This is a genomic window from Bacillus weihaiensis (assembly GCF_001889165.1).
Lineage (GTDB): Bacteria > Bacillota > Bacilli > Bacillales > Bacillaceae > Metabacillus > Metabacillus weihaiensis.
The window spans coordinates 4,199,467-4,214,939 of sequence record NZ_CP016020.1; the positions used below are offsets into that span (position 1 = coordinate 4,199,467).

The 15,473-nt window shown below is 36.2% G+C and carries 15 protein-coding genes; 14 read left to right on the forward strand and 1 reads right to left on the reverse strand.

Annotated features, from left to right (window positions below; genetic code table 11):
- Window positions 1-31 precede the first annotated feature (31 nt).
- The 6 genes from mnmG to A9C19_RS20395 all read left to right on the forward strand — a co-directional run bounded on the left by mnmG (window position 32) and on the right by A9C19_RS20395 (window position 6,598).
- Window positions 32-1,921 carry a tRNA uridine-5-carboxymethylaminomethyl(34) synthesis enzyme MnmG gene (mnmG, locus tag A9C19_RS20370; protein WP_072581571.1) on the forward strand — a complete coding sequence of 630 codons (1,890 nt, stop codon included), beginning with the start codon at window positions 32-34 and terminating at the stop codon, window positions 1,919-1,921.
- A gap of 15 nt (window positions 1,922-1,936) precedes the next feature.
- Window positions 1,937-2,653, forward strand: coding sequence for a 16S rRNA (guanine(527)-N(7))-methyltransferase RsmG (rsmG, locus tag A9C19_RS20375; protein ID WP_072581572.1), 717 nt, complete (start codon window positions 1,937-1,939; stop codon window positions 2,651-2,653).
- A 104-nt stretch (window positions 2,654-2,757) separates the two neighbouring features.
- Window positions 2,758-3,645 (forward strand): nucleoid occlusion protein, encoded by an 888-nt coding sequence (gene noc / locus A9C19_RS20380; RefSeq protein WP_072581573.1) that lies wholly within the window; start codon window positions 2,758-2,760, stop codon window positions 3,643-3,645.
- 528 nt (window positions 3,646-4,173) lie between these two features.
- Window positions 4,174-4,935 carry a ParA family protein gene (locus tag A9C19_RS20385; protein WP_072581574.1) on the forward strand — a complete coding sequence of 254 codons (762 nt, stop codon included), beginning with the start codon at window positions 4,174-4,176 and terminating at the stop codon, window positions 4,933-4,935.
- Window positions 4,928-5,785: a ParB/RepB/Spo0J family partition protein gene (locus A9C19_RS20390; RefSeq protein WP_072581575.1), complete on the forward strand. Its 858-nt coding sequence runs from the start codon at window positions 4,928-4,930 to the stop codon at window positions 5,783-5,785. The genes A9C19_RS20385 and A9C19_RS20390 overlap by 8 nt, the downstream gene beginning before the upstream one ends.
- Window positions 5,786-5,902: 117 nt before the next feature.
- Entirely contained in the window at window positions 5,903-6,598 is a 696-nt protein-coding gene (locus A9C19_RS20395; protein ID WP_072581576.1) for a DUF554 domain-containing protein, read from the forward strand.
- A 167-nt stretch (window positions 6,599-6,765) separates the two neighbouring features.
- Here the strand turns inward: A9C19_RS20395 and yyaC are convergent, their stop codons facing one another.
- Window positions 6,766-7,428, reverse strand: a complete 663-nt coding sequence (gene yyaC, locus A9C19_RS20400; RefSeq protein ID WP_072581577.1) for a spore protease YyaC — start codon at window positions 7,426-7,428, stop codon at window positions 6,766-6,768.
- A gap of 100 nt (window positions 7,429-7,528) precedes the next feature.
- Here yyaC and A9C19_RS20405 point away from each other — a divergent pair, with 100 nt between their 5' ends.
- From A9C19_RS20405 to rpsR, 8 genes are all read left to right on the forward strand, one after another.
- On the forward strand, window positions 7,529-8,548 hold the full coding sequence (locus A9C19_RS20405) for a YkvI family membrane protein (RefSeq protein WP_072581578.1): 1,020 nt from the start codon (window positions 7,529-7,531) through the stop codon (window positions 8,546-8,548).
- 621 nt (window positions 8,549-9,169) lie between these two features.
- Window positions 9,170-10,036, forward strand: a complete 867-nt coding sequence (locus tag A9C19_RS20410) for a mechanosensitive ion channel family protein (protein WP_072581579.1) — start codon at window positions 9,170-9,172, stop codon at window positions 10,034-10,036.
- Between the two features lie 16 nt (window positions 10,037-10,052).
- Window positions 10,053-10,256 (forward strand): DUF951 domain-containing protein, encoded by a 204-nt coding sequence (locus A9C19_RS20415; protein ID WP_072581580.1) that lies wholly within the window; start codon window positions 10,053-10,055, stop codon window positions 10,254-10,256.
- An 18-nt stretch (window positions 10,257-10,274) separates the two neighbouring features.
- Complete coding sequence (locus tag A9C19_RS20420; protein WP_072581581.1) at window positions 10,275-12,281, forward strand: molybdopterin-dependent oxidoreductase; 2,007 nt, start codon at window positions 10,275-10,277, stop codon at window positions 12,279-12,281.
- Between the two features lie 397 nt (window positions 12,282-12,678).
- Window positions 12,679-13,779: a redox-regulated ATPase YchF gene (gene ychF / locus A9C19_RS20425; protein WP_072581582.1), complete on the forward strand. Its 1,101-nt coding sequence runs from the start codon at window positions 12,679-12,681 to the stop codon at window positions 13,777-13,779.
- A 389-nt stretch (window positions 13,780-14,168) separates the two neighbouring features.
- On the forward strand, window positions 14,169-14,456 hold the full coding sequence (gene rpsF, locus A9C19_RS20430; RefSeq protein ID WP_072581968.1) for a 30S ribosomal protein S6: 288 nt from the start codon (window positions 14,169-14,171) through the stop codon (window positions 14,454-14,456).
- 44 nt (window positions 14,457-14,500) lie between these two features.
- On the forward strand, window positions 14,501-15,025 hold the full coding sequence (gene ssb, locus A9C19_RS20435; RefSeq protein WP_072581583.1) for a single-stranded DNA-binding protein: 525 nt from the start codon (window positions 14,501-14,503) through the stop codon (window positions 15,023-15,025).
- Between the two features lie 47 nt (window positions 15,026-15,072).
- On the forward strand, window positions 15,073-15,312 hold the full coding sequence (gene rpsR, locus A9C19_RS20440; RefSeq protein WP_026561616.1) for a 30S ribosomal protein S18: 240 nt from the start codon (window positions 15,073-15,075) through the stop codon (window positions 15,310-15,312).
- Window positions 15,313-15,473: the final 161 nt, after the last annotated feature.

Sequence of the window (15,473 nt, forward strand, 5' to 3'; positions counted from 1 at the left end):
TCAGAAGGTTATTTTAAAAGGAGGGTAAAAAATGTCATATCAAGCAGGAGACTATGATGTCATTGTTGTAGGAGCTGGTCATGCTGGAGTCGAATCCGCATTAGCGTCTGCAAGAATGGGAGCAAAAACATTAGTCATCACGATTAACTTAGACATGGTTGCATTTATGCCATGTAATCCTTCTGTTGGTGGACCCGCAAAAGGGATCGTTGTTCGAGAAATCGATGCCTTAGGTGGAGAAATGGGTAAAAATATCGACAAAACTCATATCCAAATGAGAATGCTAAATACAGGGAAAGGGCCCGCTGTCAGAGCCCTTCGTGCACAAGCAGATAAGTTTGCCTATCAGCATGAAATGAAAAAAACAATGGAAAATGAACGTAATCTTACGTTATTACAAGGAATGGTTGATCGGTTAATCATTGAAGATGGAGTTTGTAAAGGTGTTGTTACCCAAACAGGAGCGGAATTTTCTGCGAAAGCCGTTGTTTTAACAACAGGTACGTTTTTAAGAGGAGAAATTATTTTAGGAGATCTTAAATATTCTAGTGGTCCTAATAATCAACAGCCATCAATCAAGCTGTCTGAACACTTACAAGAATTAGGTTTAGACCTAGTTAGATTTAAAACAGGTACTCCTCCACGTGTTAACAGTCATACTATAGACTACACAAAAACAGAGATTCAACCAGGGGATGAGGTACCACGTGCATTCTCATACGAGACAACAAAATATATTACGGATCAATTACCTTGCTGGTTAACCTATACAAGTACCGAGACCCATCAAATTATTGATGAGAACCTTCACCGTTCCCCAATGTATTCAGGAATGATTAAAGGGACAGGTCCACGTTATTGTCCATCTATTGAAGATAAGGTTGTCCGATTCAATGATAAGCCGCGTCACCAAATATTCTTAGAGCCTGAGGGCCGCAATACTCAAGAAGTATACGTACAAGGCTTATCAACAAGCTTACCAGAGGATGTTCAACAAAGAATGCTAAGAACGATTCCGGGGCTAGAAAAAGCACAAATGATGAGAGCTGGTTATGCCATTGAGTATGATGCGATTGTACCAACTCAATTATGGCCAACACTTGAAACAAAAAAGATTCATTCTTTATATACAGCGGGTCAAATTAACGGAACGTCAGGCTATGAAGAGGCAGCAGGACAAGGGTTAATGGCAGGAATAAACGCTGCTCAAAAAGCTCTCGGTAAAGAAGAGGTTATTTTAAGCCGTTCGGATGCTTATATTGGTGTTCTAATTGATGATTTAGTCACAAAAGGTACAAGTGAGCCATATCGCTTATTAACCTCTCGTGCTGAATATCGTTTGTTACTTCGCCATGATAATGCAGATTTACGTCTTACTGATATTGGACATAAAATTGGATTAATTTCAGAGGAAAGATATGCCGATTTCCTTGAGAAAAAAGAGGCAATTGAAAAAGAAAAAGAGCGCCTAGCTTCTATTATTATTAAGCCAAACGAAACAACACAAAGCTTAATTCTCTCTGTAGGTGGAAGTGAGTTAAAAGATGGAATTCGTGCTAGTGATTTATTAAAACGACCAGAAATGGTTTACAAGCATATCCAACAACTTGCACCAGCTGAAGGTGAAGTGAATGGGGATGTAGCGGAGCAGGTAGAAATTCAAATTAAGTATGAAGGCTATATTGAAAAATCTCTACAGCAAGTCGATAAATTAAAGAAGATGGAAAATAAAAAGGTACCTGAAAACATTGATTACGATGATATTAATGGATTAGCTACGGAAGCCCGTCAAAAATTAAAAGAAGTAAGACCTCTTTCTGTTGCACAGGCATCACGTATTTCAGGTGTAAATCCAGCAGATATATCGATCTTGTTAGTCTATCTTGAGCAAGGAAAAATCGCTCGAGTATCTAATCAATAACGAAAGGTTTTGACTATGGATATTGCATTATTTCAATCAAGTTTAGCGGAGAAGGGGATTTCCCTTTCTCCTAAACAAATGGATCAGTTTGATTTATACTATCGCTTGCTAGTAGAATGGAACGAGAAAATGAATTTAACTTCTATTACAGATGAAAAAGAAGTGTACTTAAAGCATTTTTATGATTCTATTTCAGCAGCTTTTTACTTTGATTTTTCAAAATCTTATTCATTATGTGATGTGGGTGCTGGTGCTGGTTTTCCTAGTATCCCTATAAAAATATGTTTCCCAGAATTAAAGGTGTCAATTGTTGATTCTCTTCAAAAAAGAATTACATTTTTAACTGAGCTTACAAAGCAGCTTGGTTTAGAAAATGTGCACTTACATCATGATCGCGCCGAAACATTTGGACAAACTAGTGAATTCCGCGAATCGTATGATTTAGTAACTGCTCGAGCAGTGGCTAGGCTATCTGTGTTAAGTGAGCTGTGTTTACCGTTAGTAAAAAAGGATGGATTCTTTATTGCCATGAAAGGTGCAGCAGCACAGGATGAATTGGAATCTGGAAAGAAAGCTCTTCAAGTTCTTGGGGGAAAGCTTCAACAAACACATTCTTTTGAACTTCCAATTGAAAATAGTGAACGTACCATTTTCATTGTAGAAAAACAAAAAAACACACCGAAAAAATATCCGAGAAAACCCGGTACACCTAATAAGCTTCCACTTAAGTAAATGTTTCATGTGAAACATTTACTTAAGTTTATGATAGATTGCAGGAGAAAATGATAGAAAACTAGAATACTAATAATGGTCATTTTTAAAGGTGGTGTAGGCTTATGAAGCATCCATTTTCCCGCTTTTTCGGTTTGGGTGAAAAAGAAGAAGCAGAACAAACTGAACAAACTGAACATGTGATTGTTCAAGATGTTGAAGAAGAACCTATAGTAGAAGAAAATAAAGAAGAGGTAAAGCAAATCATTGTGAAAGACATTGTCCCAAACCGCTTTCAACCTCGTACAGTATTTTCAAATGAAAAGATAGAAGAGTTAGCGTTAACAATACGAACTCATGGAATTATTCAACCTATTGTCGTCCGTGAAATAGATGGGAAATTTGAACTTATTGCAGGAGAAAGACGTTGGCGAGCTGTTCAAACATTAGGTTGGGAGTTCATACCTGCAATTGTAAAGGATTTCAATGATACAGAGACCGCGAGTGTAGCTTTAATTGAGAATTTACAAAGAGAAGAGCTATCCTCAATTGAAGAAGCTGTCGCATATGCAAAACTTCTTGAGCTACATAATTTAACACAAGAAGCACTCGCACAAAGGTTAGGAAAAGGGCAATCCACAATTGCAAATAAGCTTCGTTTATTAAAATTGCCAGAGGCAGTTCAAGAGGCTTTATTAAATAAGGAAATGACAGAACGACACGCTCGTGCTCTTATTCCCTTGAAAGATCCTGAGCTTCAAATGAAAGTTGCTCAAGAAGTGATTGAAAAACAACTAAATGTCAAACAGACTGAAGAGAAAGTTGTAAAACTCCTTGAGAAACATAATGTAAAACCTAAACCAAAGCGCAAAGCATTTAGCCGAGATACTAGAATTGCCATGAATACAATTCGTCAATCGCTATCAATGGTTGAGGATAGTGGTGTGAAATTAAACACCGAAGAAGAGGAATTTGAAGAATATATTCAATTTACAATTAAAATACCAAAGTAAGTGTAATAGATATAGGATATTGCATTTATTAACATGTTATTCATAAAGTAGAATCATCTAGGTAGGTGCTGGCATTTGTCAGGCCTTTTTTCTTTGTCTTTCGTTGTATACGATCTTGATCACCTAATATATTTTGTGTAAATAATACCGAAAGTTTCTAGAATTCATATAAAATATGATAGCAATCTCATTAAAAAGTAAATTTTCGATAAAAAATCCACCTTGAAAATACAAAATTAGAGAAATCATAAAAAATTCAATTCTTTCTATTCGATTCATGATAAAATATAAAAATGATAACAAATGGAATTTTCATAGCGTTATCTTTATAATTTTACAAAGTTTACTCCTAGTAGTTCAGATTTTAATAGAAGGCTTTTCTAAGAGAGTGTCGATTTCACATTAAAATAGCGTGATAGATTGCTCTTTAGATAGTTTGAGTATGGTGATAAAAAGGTAATTCAAGCTTTAAGAAAAGCAAATCGTAAGTAAAAACAGACCTTATGTATTATGAAAGCAGGTGACATCGTGGGAAAAATTATTGCGATTGCAAACCAAAAAGGTGGAGTTGGCAAAACAACAACCTCTGTAAATTTGGGTGCTTGCTTAGCATACATCGGTAAACGAGTGCTTCTTGTCGATGTTGACCCACAAGGAAATGCAACGAGCGGAATTGGCATTGAAAAGGCTGATGTCGAGCAATGCATATATGATATTTTAGTAGACGATGCAGAAGTTAGAGATGTAATCAAGCCAACTGCGGTAGAAAATCTTGATATCATTCCAGCTACAATCCAGCTAGCAGGTGCCGAAATTGAACTTGTACCCACTATTTCACGTGAAGTACGGCTAAAGAGAGCACTTGAATCAGTAAAGCATGAGTACGATTATATGGTAATTGACTGTCCACCATCCTTAGGACTGCTTACAATCAATGCCTTAACAGCATCTGATGCGGTTTTAATACCTGTACAATGTGAATATTATGCACTTGAAGGGTTAAGTCAATTATTAAACACAGTTCGTCTTGTTCAAAAACACCTAAATACAGAATTAACAATTGAAGGTGTTTTATTAACAATGCTTGATGCTAGAACAAATTTAGGTATTCAAGTTATTGATGAAGTGAAGAAATATTTTCAAGATAAAGTTTATAAAACAATTATCCCTCGTAATATCCGTTTAAGTGAAGCACCAAGTCATGGACAACCCATTATCATTTACGATCCAAGGTCTAGAGGCGCAGAGGTTTATTTAGATTTGGCAAAGGAAGTGGTTGTGAATGGCTAGAGGGTTAGGAAAAGGAATTAACGCTTTGTTTTCTAATATGGAAGTAGGGCAGGAGGAAACCGTTCAAGAGATTAACTTGAGTGAAATCCGTCCTAATCCATATCAACCTCGTAAAACGTTCGAACCAGAAGCAATCCAAGAATTGAAGGATTCAATAGTACAGCATGGCGTATTACAACCCATTATTTTACGTAAAACTATTAAAGGCTTTGAAATTGTTGTTGGAGAAAGACGTTTTAGAGCAGCAAAGGAAGCAAAATTAGCAGCTATACCTGCAGTTGTTCGTGACTTAACTGAGCAGCAAATGATGGAACTTGCATTACTGGAAAACCTTCAACGTGAAGATTTATCACCTATTGAAGAGGCGCATGCTTATCAAACTTTAATGGAGAAATTAAACTTCACCCAAGAAGCATTAGCCAAAAGACTTGGAAAAAGTCGTCCACATATTGCAAACCACGTTCGTTTACTTTCGTTGCCAAAACAAATTCAACAAATGCTTGCTGAAGGAAAGCTCTCAATGGGGCATGGTCGAACATTGTTAGGACTGAAGAATAAAGAAAAGCTTCAGCCCCTTGTTAATAAAATTATTCGAGAACAGTTGAATGTTCGCCAAGTAGAGCAATTAATCCAACAGTTAAATGAGAATGTTCCACGTGAAACAAAAAAGAAGCCTGTAGAGAAAGATGTTTTTATTAAGGAACGAGAATCTTACTTACAGGAGTACTTTGGGACATCTGTTTCAATAAAAAAGCAGAAGAAAAAAGGGAGAATTGAAATTGAGTTCTTCTCACAAGACGATCTTGAACGTATTCTGGAGCTTTTAAATTCCCAAAAAGAATCATTGTAAAAAAGGAACTTAGCTGACTTTTACAAGTCAGCTTCTTTTCATGTGATTAATGAGGCTTCTTCATATTGAGAATAATTCATACATGAAATTTTAATGGTGGAACGGTAGGTGAACAACATGGTTTTGTTCGGTAGTATAGTAAATGCGCTCGGAATTATCGGAGGAACTTTAATTGGTTTACTATTAAGGAAAATTCCTGAGCAAATGAAACAAACAGTCATGACGGCTATTGGTATTTCAGTTATTATTCTAGGAATTGATATGGCCTTAAAAAGTGCAGATTTTTTCTATGTTATTGTTAGTCTTGTAGTAGGTACCGTAATAGGTGAGTGGCTACGAATTGAGGATTCTTTACATTATATAGGGAAGGTTCTTGAAAAGAAATTAGATAAAACGGAAAGCAGCAATATTGCTCAGGGCTTTGTAACAGCGACTTTAATTTTTGTAGTAGGAGCAATGGCAATAGTAGGAGCGCTTGATAGTGGATTACGTTCAGACCATTCCGTTTTATTAACAAAATCAATGATTGATGGATTTACAAGTATGGTTTTGGCTAGCACATTAGGCATCGGTGTTATTTTTTCAGCCATACCTGTCTTTTTGTATCAAGGTGGAATCGCGCTCTTTGCAAATATCATTCATTCCTACTTACCTCCAGCATTATTAGATTTGCTTATTGCTGAATTAACAGCAACTGGAGGGGTATTAATTTTTGCAATTGGTCTAAATATTCTAGGAATCAAGCAAATACGTGTAGCGAACCTTTTACCAAGTATCTTGATTATTACATTAATTGTACTTATTCAGGCATAACCTGTGACTAAACACTGTTCATGAAGGACAGTGTTTTTTTGTACAGGAAAAAGGAAGTTTTCCATCGCGCATTTGCTTATATACTTATCTGTAAAGGGATATCTTAAAGATATTTCATGTGATTTTTTTAAGATAAATGAAGATTGAAGTAGTTACTGTTATTCACCTTAAGCTTGTTGAGATTGATCAAGGTTATTCTGCTCTTGTTGGTTCGGTGAATCACTAAGTGTATTTAACCAATCTCTTCGAATAGAGAGGCGCTTTTCTAAATAGGCTTCTTCCGCTTTTAGAATTCCCTCTGCAATCTGATCTGCCATGCTAACGACTACATGTAACCGTGTGTTTTGAAGAACTAAATATTCCATATATCCACTGATATTTACTATTCCTGTTATATGCATATCACCTACAGGAGGGAGATCCTTATTAACACCAGCACCAGGCTTAATAGACCCTTTATCAATTTGAATAAAACCAACACTTTTCATTCTACCTAGACATGCATCAATAGCGATGATGAAAGGATTTTTATGTTTTTCGTGAATGTGTTCAAGAGTTTCTGCTAAATTAACCGCATGAACCGGATCTTTTAAGGTCCCATACACGTGAAAATAAGAAATATCTTTTTGAATCTTAGAACCTACTAAAGGACCTAGGCTGTCACCCGTAGATCGGTCTGTTCCGATACAAACAACTACAATTTGCTTGTAATAGAGGCGTGGTAGGTGATTCATAATAGAATCAGATAATAAATCTGCTACCCCATCTGTTTCATAATGAACCCTTTCTTGTTGTTGAAGGTTTGGGAAAAGTCTTGATTTTAGATTCATAGAATTCACTCCTACGTCATAATACTAACAGTATACGGAAGAATGTTAATTTCTATACATGAAGCTTACAAATAGGACAGCCTTAAGAGGTGGGAAAAAGATGAGAGCAGGAATCAAGTGGATGTTCCTAATATTAGGAACAATAATTGGAGCAGGGTATGCATCAGGAAGAGAACTTTGGGAGTTTTTTGGATTTGAAAGCGGACTGGCCATCGTTATTTTTACAGTGATTTTCATTATTGCTGTCTACGTCATTATGAAAATAAGCTATGAAGAAAGAACGCAACATTTTTTCCCTGTATTAGAGAAGTTAGTTGGGAAAAAGCTGTCATATGTTTATGATGTTTTAATTGTTTTATATTTATTTACAACGACAATTGTGATGATTGCAGGAGGAGGAGCCACCCTAGAATCATTTTCTATTCCGTATTGGTGGGGAATTGCCTTTTTCTCTATCTTGCTCGTCTTATTATTTTTAGGAAATTCAAATAGTATTATTAAATTGAATGCTATAATCATTCCGTTGTTGGTTGTAGGACTATTTTACGCTTTGTTATCCTTTAACATTTCACATCATCATTCGTGGGTTTTAGATTTGAACAAGCAGTATAATTGGCCATCTGCCTTTACATTCACCGCCTTAAATATCTTGCCACTTATAGCTGTACTTTCAGCAATTGGAAGAGAGATAAAGAGCTTACGCGAGGCGAAAGTCGCTAGCATTGGTAGTGGACTTATATTAGGTGCGATATCATTTGTTTACAATGAAACACTCGTTCAAATGGCGGATTATTTAACAGATTATGAGATTCCTTTATTTGCCGTATTAAAGGGTTCTCCTTTTGTATTTTTCTTGTTCATGTCTGTCATGCTATGGTTAGCTATTTACACGACAGCTGTATCGGGTATTTTTGGACTTGCTTCTCGATTTAAGCATATAGTAAGAATCCCGTATTCCATTGTCGCCCTTTTATTAGTTCTTACGATGATTCCTTTTACAAGGTTTGGATTTACTAATTTAGTAAGTGTGCTTTATCCGTTATATGGATTGATTAATCTCTATTTACTCGTATCGATTCTTTTATACCCATTATTAAACCGCTACAAAACATCAACATGATCAGGCTGAATCAAAGACAATAAGTGAATCAAAGTCAAAGAAAAGCGTGAATTCAAAAGTGGATTCACGCTTTTCCTTACGATTTTTTACGAAGAATCCTCATTTAGACTATCAGATAAATTAACTCGATTTAGTATGTAGTATGAATCTTACCTTCTAGTAAGTTTCTACACTCTTAATCCTTTAAGCAAGGTTTTCCATTGCCAAGTTAAAAGGAAGTAGCGTATTGTAATAAAAATGAAACGAAATAGGCGTTAAAAAACAGTGCTTAACGAATAGATATGAGTGGTAATTGGAGTATAATTACTTGTAAAGGAGAGAACGGAAGGAAGACTTTTAAAGGCTAAGGTGTGAGGGAACAAATATGAAGGATGATAGGCGAATTAAGATATGATTACCCTTAATTATTTTTGGCTGTTTTCATACTCTTTTTTGCTTTAAGTCATATGAAGAAAACAGCGCTGTATAAAGACTAGTGGCATCTTTTCTTATTAGGATAATACCTTATTGATCATTAATAGTCTGTTACTAATTACTTTCTAGGTGATTAGCAGCAATCTTTCAGAAAAGAGCCTTACCTTTTAATACTCCTATCCTAAAAATTAGAAAAAGGTGATGTAGATGAATATAATAGAAGATATGTGGACCGAGACTGTTGATTATTTAAAAGATGTAAAGCTTTGGGTTACAATTGGAGAAGGTCTTTTAAAAATCATCTTAATTTTAATCGTTGCAAGTGTATTTATTAAGATAGGGAAACTGGCGATAAATAAGATCTTTTTATTCCGCGGGAAATCACCGATACGAATATCAGAAAGAAGAGAAAATACACTCTCAAAGCTATTAGAGAATATTTTAACGTATGTCATCTATTTTATTGCCATCATAATGGTTTTAGAAACATTAAGCTTGGATGTAGGTGCATTACTTGCCGGTGCTGGTATTATTGGTCTTGCAGTGGGATTTGGTGCTCAAAGCTTAGTGAAAGATATTATTACAGGATTTTTTATCATCTTTGAAGATCAGTTCTCGGTCGGGGACTATATTCGCGTTTCTCACTTCGAGGGAACAGTCGAAGAAATTGGACTGCGTACCACAAAGGTGAAAAGCTGGACAGGCGAACTGCATATTTTACCGAATGGAAGTATCGCTGAGGTTACGAATTTTTCGATCCATAATAGTATTGCAGTTGTGGATGTGAGTATTTCGTATGAAAGTGATATTCCTGAAGCTGAACGAGTGATACAGGAATTATTAGAAGAAGTACCAGAAAAATATGAGGATATCATTACACCCCCAGAGTTGCTAGGAGTGCAAACCTTAGGAGCATCTGAGATTGTCCTCCGTGTAACATGTGAGGTAGAGCCGATGAGACATTTTCATATAAGTCGAATGCTTCGTAAAGATATAAAATTACGACTGGATCAAACGGGAATTGAAATACCTTATCCACGTATTGTGATGTATAACAGAAAAGAGGTTAGCTAAGCGAGGAGGAAGGCTAGTGGAAAAAGAGTATGGGTTAAACGATATTGTTGAAATGAAAAAACAACACCCTTGTGGAACAAATAGATGGAAAATCATTCGAATGGGAATGGATATTCGAATTAAGTGCTTAGGTTGTGAGCATAGTGTGCTAATACCACGTAAGGAATTTTCACGAAAAATGAAGAAAATGCTTGTGAAACACGAGGAAACAGAAGCATAAATTTGTGGGGGGAACCGAATGAAACAGACATATAAATCTTCCTGCCCCTTGAACTGCTGGGATAGCTGTGGCTTTGAAGTGACTGTAGAAAATAATAAGGTGACGAAGGTTGATGGTGATAAAGAACACCCCATCACTCAGGGGAAAATTTGTGGTAGAGGAAGAATGCTTGAGACAAAAACGAATAGTACTGATCGATTAACAACTCCGTTAAAAAAAGTAAATGGCGAGTTTATTGAGGTTTCATGGCAACAGGCACTAGATGAAATTGCTCATAGAATGAGAGAAATTAAAGAAATCTATGGAACAACTGCTGTCCTTCATAGTCATGACTATGCGAACAATGGATTATTAAAAAATTTGGATAAGCGATTTTTTAATGAATACGGAGGCGTGACAACGCTTGTAGGAAGTATTTGTTGGGGATCAGGAATAGAAGCTCAAACTTGGGATTTTGGAAGCTCAGATAGTCATGCTGCTGAGGATATTTACAATAGTAAGCATGTTGTTATCTGGGGGAGAAATGTGGCTAGAACCAATATGCATTTATTTCATCATCTTCAACAAGTTAAGAAGCAGGGAGCAACGATTACAGTTATTGATCCAATCTTTAATGCAACAGCCAAAATAGCCGATCATTATTTATCAATAAAACCTGGGATGGACGGGTTAGCTGCTATTGGCATCATGAAGTATCTTTTACAAGAAAATCAATATGATGAGGAATTTGTTGAAAATCATACTGTAGGTTTTAATGATTTAGTAGAGCTGTTGGAGCAATTTACTTTTGAAGAAATCACAGAGAAAACAGAAATTACCTATGAATCTATTCAATATTTAGCAAGAATTTATTCGAATGGTCCAACCTCGACATATTTAGGATTAGGTATGCAACGATTTGCTAATGGCGGCAATACTATTCGTCTTATCGATGCCCTTATTGCACTTAGCGGGAATGTAGGTGTTGCTGGTGGTGGCTCTAACTTTGGTAACATTCAGGTTGGGAAGAATTTCAATATGAGTGCTCTTACTTTACAACACAAGGCAACAGCATCTAGACATTTTACGATGATGAAGCAGGCAGAAGGCATTATAGAAGCAGTCAATCCTGAAATAAAGATGGCGTTTGTTACTTGTGGAAATCCTCTTGTTCAAGTACCGGATTCAAATAAAGTGAGAGAGGCTTTTGAATCCATTGAGACCCTTGTTGTTGTGGATCACTTCCTTACAGATACAGCTGAGTTAGCGGATTATGTGCTACCGACAACGACAGTATTCGAAGAAGAAGATATTTATTACGCATCCATGTACCATCATTATGTAAACTATGGTGAAAAGCTAGTTGACCCTCCCGGTGAAGCTAAGTCGGATTTGTGGATTTGGACGGAACTAGCTAAGAGATTAGGTTTTGGAGAAGCATTTGATTATACAGTGGACGAGTTCTTACAAATGGGGATTGCTCATTTAGAGGAAGATGGTGTTACTGTTGAAAAGCTGAAGGAATGCAAAAGGCTACCACTTCCAGTGAAACAAGTACCTTGGGATACGAAGGAATTTTCTACCCCTAGCGGAAAGTTTGAATTCACCTCAACACTTGCAAAAAAGAAAGGATATGAGGGGAAACCACTCTACACATTACCGAAGGAATCGCGTATTTCAAATCCAGACTTAGCAAAGAAATATCCTTATCAGTTATTATCAATCCATCCATTAAGATCCAACCATTCACAACATTATCTTTTCATTGAAGCATTACAAGAAGTGAAAATTGAAGTTTCAGAGGATATTGCAAGAGAACATGAGCTCAATGAAGATGATATCGTCACAATCTTTAATGATCGTGGAAAATTAACAGGAAAGGTGAAGCTTCTAAAAAAAGCCCACCCTAAGACAATTAATGTGGATGAAGGCCAATGGCATAAATTTGGAGGATCCGTCAATTTACTCACTCCTGATGGCAATTCCGATAATGGATTAGGAAGTATCCTGTATGATTGTTTAGTAAACATAGTGAAAGAAAAATAATTGAGGGCATATAGAGGCTCTTCTCAGACTGTAGATAAACTCGACAAAAGTTGGGCTTGCCTACAGTCTTTTTATTTCAGCTATAAAGCTGGTGATTTATGATCTAGACGCTTCGCATTTTTTGCGGGACTAGGTAGAAAAAATAGAAAAATAGAATATGGAACGTAGTTTTAGTGTCTAGCTTTAGGCACCATCTGTTCAAGAGGTAAATCAAAATCGTCTTCTATTTCTAATGGATGTATTCTTATCACTGAAAGACAGGTTATATCTTTAGCATTTCTTAAAGCCTTATACTTAAAATAGTACGGCTTGTATTTTATTGATTTACTATCTATAATTGTTGAAGGTTGAAGTAGAAAACGGACAAACGATTTGTTTGAAATAGAGGAGTGGGAATATGGCATTAACAGCAGGAATTGTCGGTCTTCCTAACGTAGGGAAATCAACATTATTTAACGCAATTACACAAGCTGGAGCAGAATCAGCAAACTATCCTTTCTGTACAATTGATCCAAATGTTGGAATTGTAGAGGTACCTGATGAGCGTCTAGTAAAGCTAACAGAACTTGTAAATCCTAAGAAAACAATTCCGACAGCATTTGAATTCACGGATATTGCTGGGATTGTTAAAGGAGCAAGTAAAGGTGAAGGTTTAGGAAATAAGTTCTTATCACATATTCGTCAAGTAGATGCGATTTGTCATGTAGTAAGATGTTTCGCAGATGACAACATTACACATGTATCGGGTAAAGTAGATCCTATTTCTGATATTGAAACAATAAATCTTGAATTAATTTTAGCTGATTTAGAAACAGTTGATAAACGCCTAGATCGTGTTGCGAAATTAGCAAAACAAAAAGAAAAAACAGCTGTCTTTGAGCATGAGATTCTTACTAAATTAAAAGAAGCATTTGAAAATGAAAAACCAGCGCGCTCTGTTGAAATGAATGAAGAGCAACATAAATATGTAAAGCAGCTACATTTATTAACAAGCAAGCCTGTACTTTACGTTTCAAATGTAAGTGAAGATGAAGTAGCGGATGCATCAAATAACGAATACGTACAAAAGGTTCGTGATTTTGCAGCAGGTGAAAATGCTGAAGTGATTGTTGTCTGTGCGAAAATTGAATCTGAAATTGCGGAGCTTGATGGCGAAGAAAAGGAAATGTTCTTAGAAGAGCTTGGGATTGAAGAGTCAGGTCTTGATCAATTAATTAAAGCATCTTACAATCTTTTAGGATTAGCTACTTATTTCACAGCTGGTGAACAAGAGGTTCGTGCGTGGACTTTCACAAAAGGAATGAAGGCTCCACAATGTGCGGGAATCATCCATACTGATTTTGAAAGAGGCTTTATCCGTGCTGAAACAGTTTCTTATGAGGATTTACTAACTGCTAAATCAATGGGAGCTGCTCGTGAGGCTGGAAAAGTACGTCTAGAAGGTAAGGAATATATCGTGAAAGATGGAGATGTTATTCATTTCCGTTTTAACGTTTAATCGTTTTTTCATAAATTAAGCCTAACAGAGAGAGAACAGATTGAGTAAGGGGATTAGCCCTTTCTTAGTCTGTTCCTTTTTGTTTTTATGTTCAGACAATACTTCTTAGTATAAAAAGTGAAATGCTTATTTCGTAAGTAAACGATGTTCTTAAAGTTAAGCTCTGACACACGTCTCTGATGAGCTCGGTTATAAGTATTCGATTTCCTGCGAGCAGGGAGTCTCAACTTAACGGTAAACTGTAGCATAGCCTAGACTTAATAAGTCAATTTCTAAGCACTTGCGCTTTTGAAATTCATTTGCTATAATTCGTTATTGTGAGTAAATTATTTTAATAATTGCTCCTTGCCCATAAATGGGCCGTTTAGACCAAAAGGAGGTGTAAGATGATGAGAAAGTACGAAGTTATGTACATCATCCGTCCAAATATTGAAGATGAAGCTAAGAAAGCTTTAGTTGAGCGTTTCAACAACGTTTTATCTACAAATGGTGCGGAAGTAACAGAAGCAAAAGAGTGGGGCAAACGTCGCCTAGCTTACGAAATCAACGATTTCCGTGATGGCTACTACATGCTTCTTCAAGTTAACTCTGAAGCTGCTGCTGTTCAAGAATTCGATCGTTTAGCGAAAATCAGCGAAGATATCATTCGCCACATTGTGATTAAAAAAGAAGACTAATGATATGAAGTAAGATAAGATATATTCAAAAAAGGATGGTTCTGATGTTGAATCGAGTAGTATTAGTCGGAAGACTAACAAAAGATCCAGATCTACGATACACACCAAGTGGAGTAGCAGTTGCTACATTTACTCTTGCAGTAAACCGAACGTTTACAAATCAACAGGGTGAAAGAGAAGCCGATTTTCTTAACTGTGTGATATGGCGTAAACAAGCTGAAAATGTCGCAAACTTCCTTAAAAAAGGTAGTTTAGCTGGTGTTGACGGACGTTTGCAATCACGTAGCTATGAAGATCAAACAGGCAAACGTGTGTTTGTAACAGAGGTTGTTGCAGAAAGCGTACAGTTCTTAGAGCCTAGATCAGCAAGCGGCGGCGGTAACAACAATAACTACAATAGCAATAATAATAACAACTTTGGTGGGTACTCAGATAACTCTGGTAATCAAAATCCTTTCGGTTCAGATCAAAATCAACAACGTAATCAAGGTCGTACAAGCTTTGATGCAGATCCATTTGCAAATGATGGAAAACCTATTGATATATCTGATGACGACTTACCGTTTTAATATACGAATTGAACGTAATTTTTAACTAAGAAGGGAGGAAATTAATCATGGCAGGCGGACGTAAAGGTGGACGTGCAAAACGTCGTAAGGTGTGTTTCTTCACATCAAATGGTATCACTCACATCGATTACAAAGATGTTGATTTACTAAAAAAATTCGTATCTGAGCGTGGTAAAATTTTACCTCGTCGTGTAACAGGTACTAGCGCTAAATACCAACGTAAATTGACTGTAGCTATCAAGAGAGCTCGTCAAATGGCTTTATTACCATATGTTGCTGGTGAATAATAAATAAAAAAGCACAGAAAAGGATTATATCCTATCTGTGCTTTTTTATTATTGTATAGTTCCAGAGGGAAAATAAAATCATAGAACAAATGGGCCCAAAACAAGAGTAGGCTACGTAGATAACGTATAAAATACTCCATTGATATCGATACTAGATGAAT

Bases quoted from the DNA above. Each gene is read 5' to 3' on its own strand.
- rpsF (WP_072581968.1), top strand. From the start codon at position 14,169: ATGAGAAAGTACGAAGTTATGTACATCATCCGTCCAAATATTGAAGAT.
- A9C19_RS20405 (WP_072581578.1), top strand. From the start codon at position 7,529: ATGAGAGCAGGAATCAAGTGGATGTTCCTAATATTAGGAACAATAATT.
- noc (WP_072581573.1), top strand. From the start codon at position 2,758: ATGAAGCATCCATTTTCCCGCTTTTTCGGTTTGGGTGAAAAAGAAGAA.
- yyaC (WP_072581577.1), bottom strand. From the start codon at position 7,428: ATGAATCTAAAATCAAGACTTTTCCCAAACCTTCAACAACAAGAAAGG.
- A9C19_RS20390 (WP_072581575.1), top strand. From the start codon at position 4,928: ATGGCTAGAGGGTTAGGAAAAGGAATTAACGCTTTGTTTTCTAATATG.
- ychF (WP_072581582.1), top strand. From the start codon at position 12,679: ATGGCATTAACAGCAGGAATTGTCGGTCTTCCTAACGTAGGGAAATCA.
- ssb (WP_072581583.1), top strand. From the start codon at position 14,501: ATGTTGAATCGAGTAGTATTAGTCGGAAGACTAACAAAAGATCCAGAT.
- A9C19_RS20410 (WP_072581579.1), top strand. From the start codon at position 9,170: ATGAATATAATAGAAGATATGTGGACCGAGACTGTTGATTATTTAAAA.
- rpsR (WP_026561616.1), top strand. From the start codon at position 15,073: ATGGCAGGCGGACGTAAAGGTGGACGTGCAAAACGTCGTAAGGTGTGT.
- A9C19_RS20395 (WP_072581576.1), top strand. From the start codon at position 5,903: ATGGTTTTGTTCGGTAGTATAGTAAATGCGCTCGGAATTATCGGAGGA.
- mnmG (WP_072581571.1), top strand. From the start codon at position 32: ATGTCATATCAAGCAGGAGACTATGATGTCATTGTTGTAGGAGCTGGT.
- A9C19_RS20420 (WP_072581581.1), top strand. From the start codon at position 10,275: ATGAAACAGACATATAAATCTTCCTGCCCCTTGAACTGCTGGGATAGC.
- rsmG (WP_072581572.1), top strand. From the start codon at position 1,937: ATGGATATTGCATTATTTCAATCAAGTTTAGCGGAGAAGGGGATTTCC.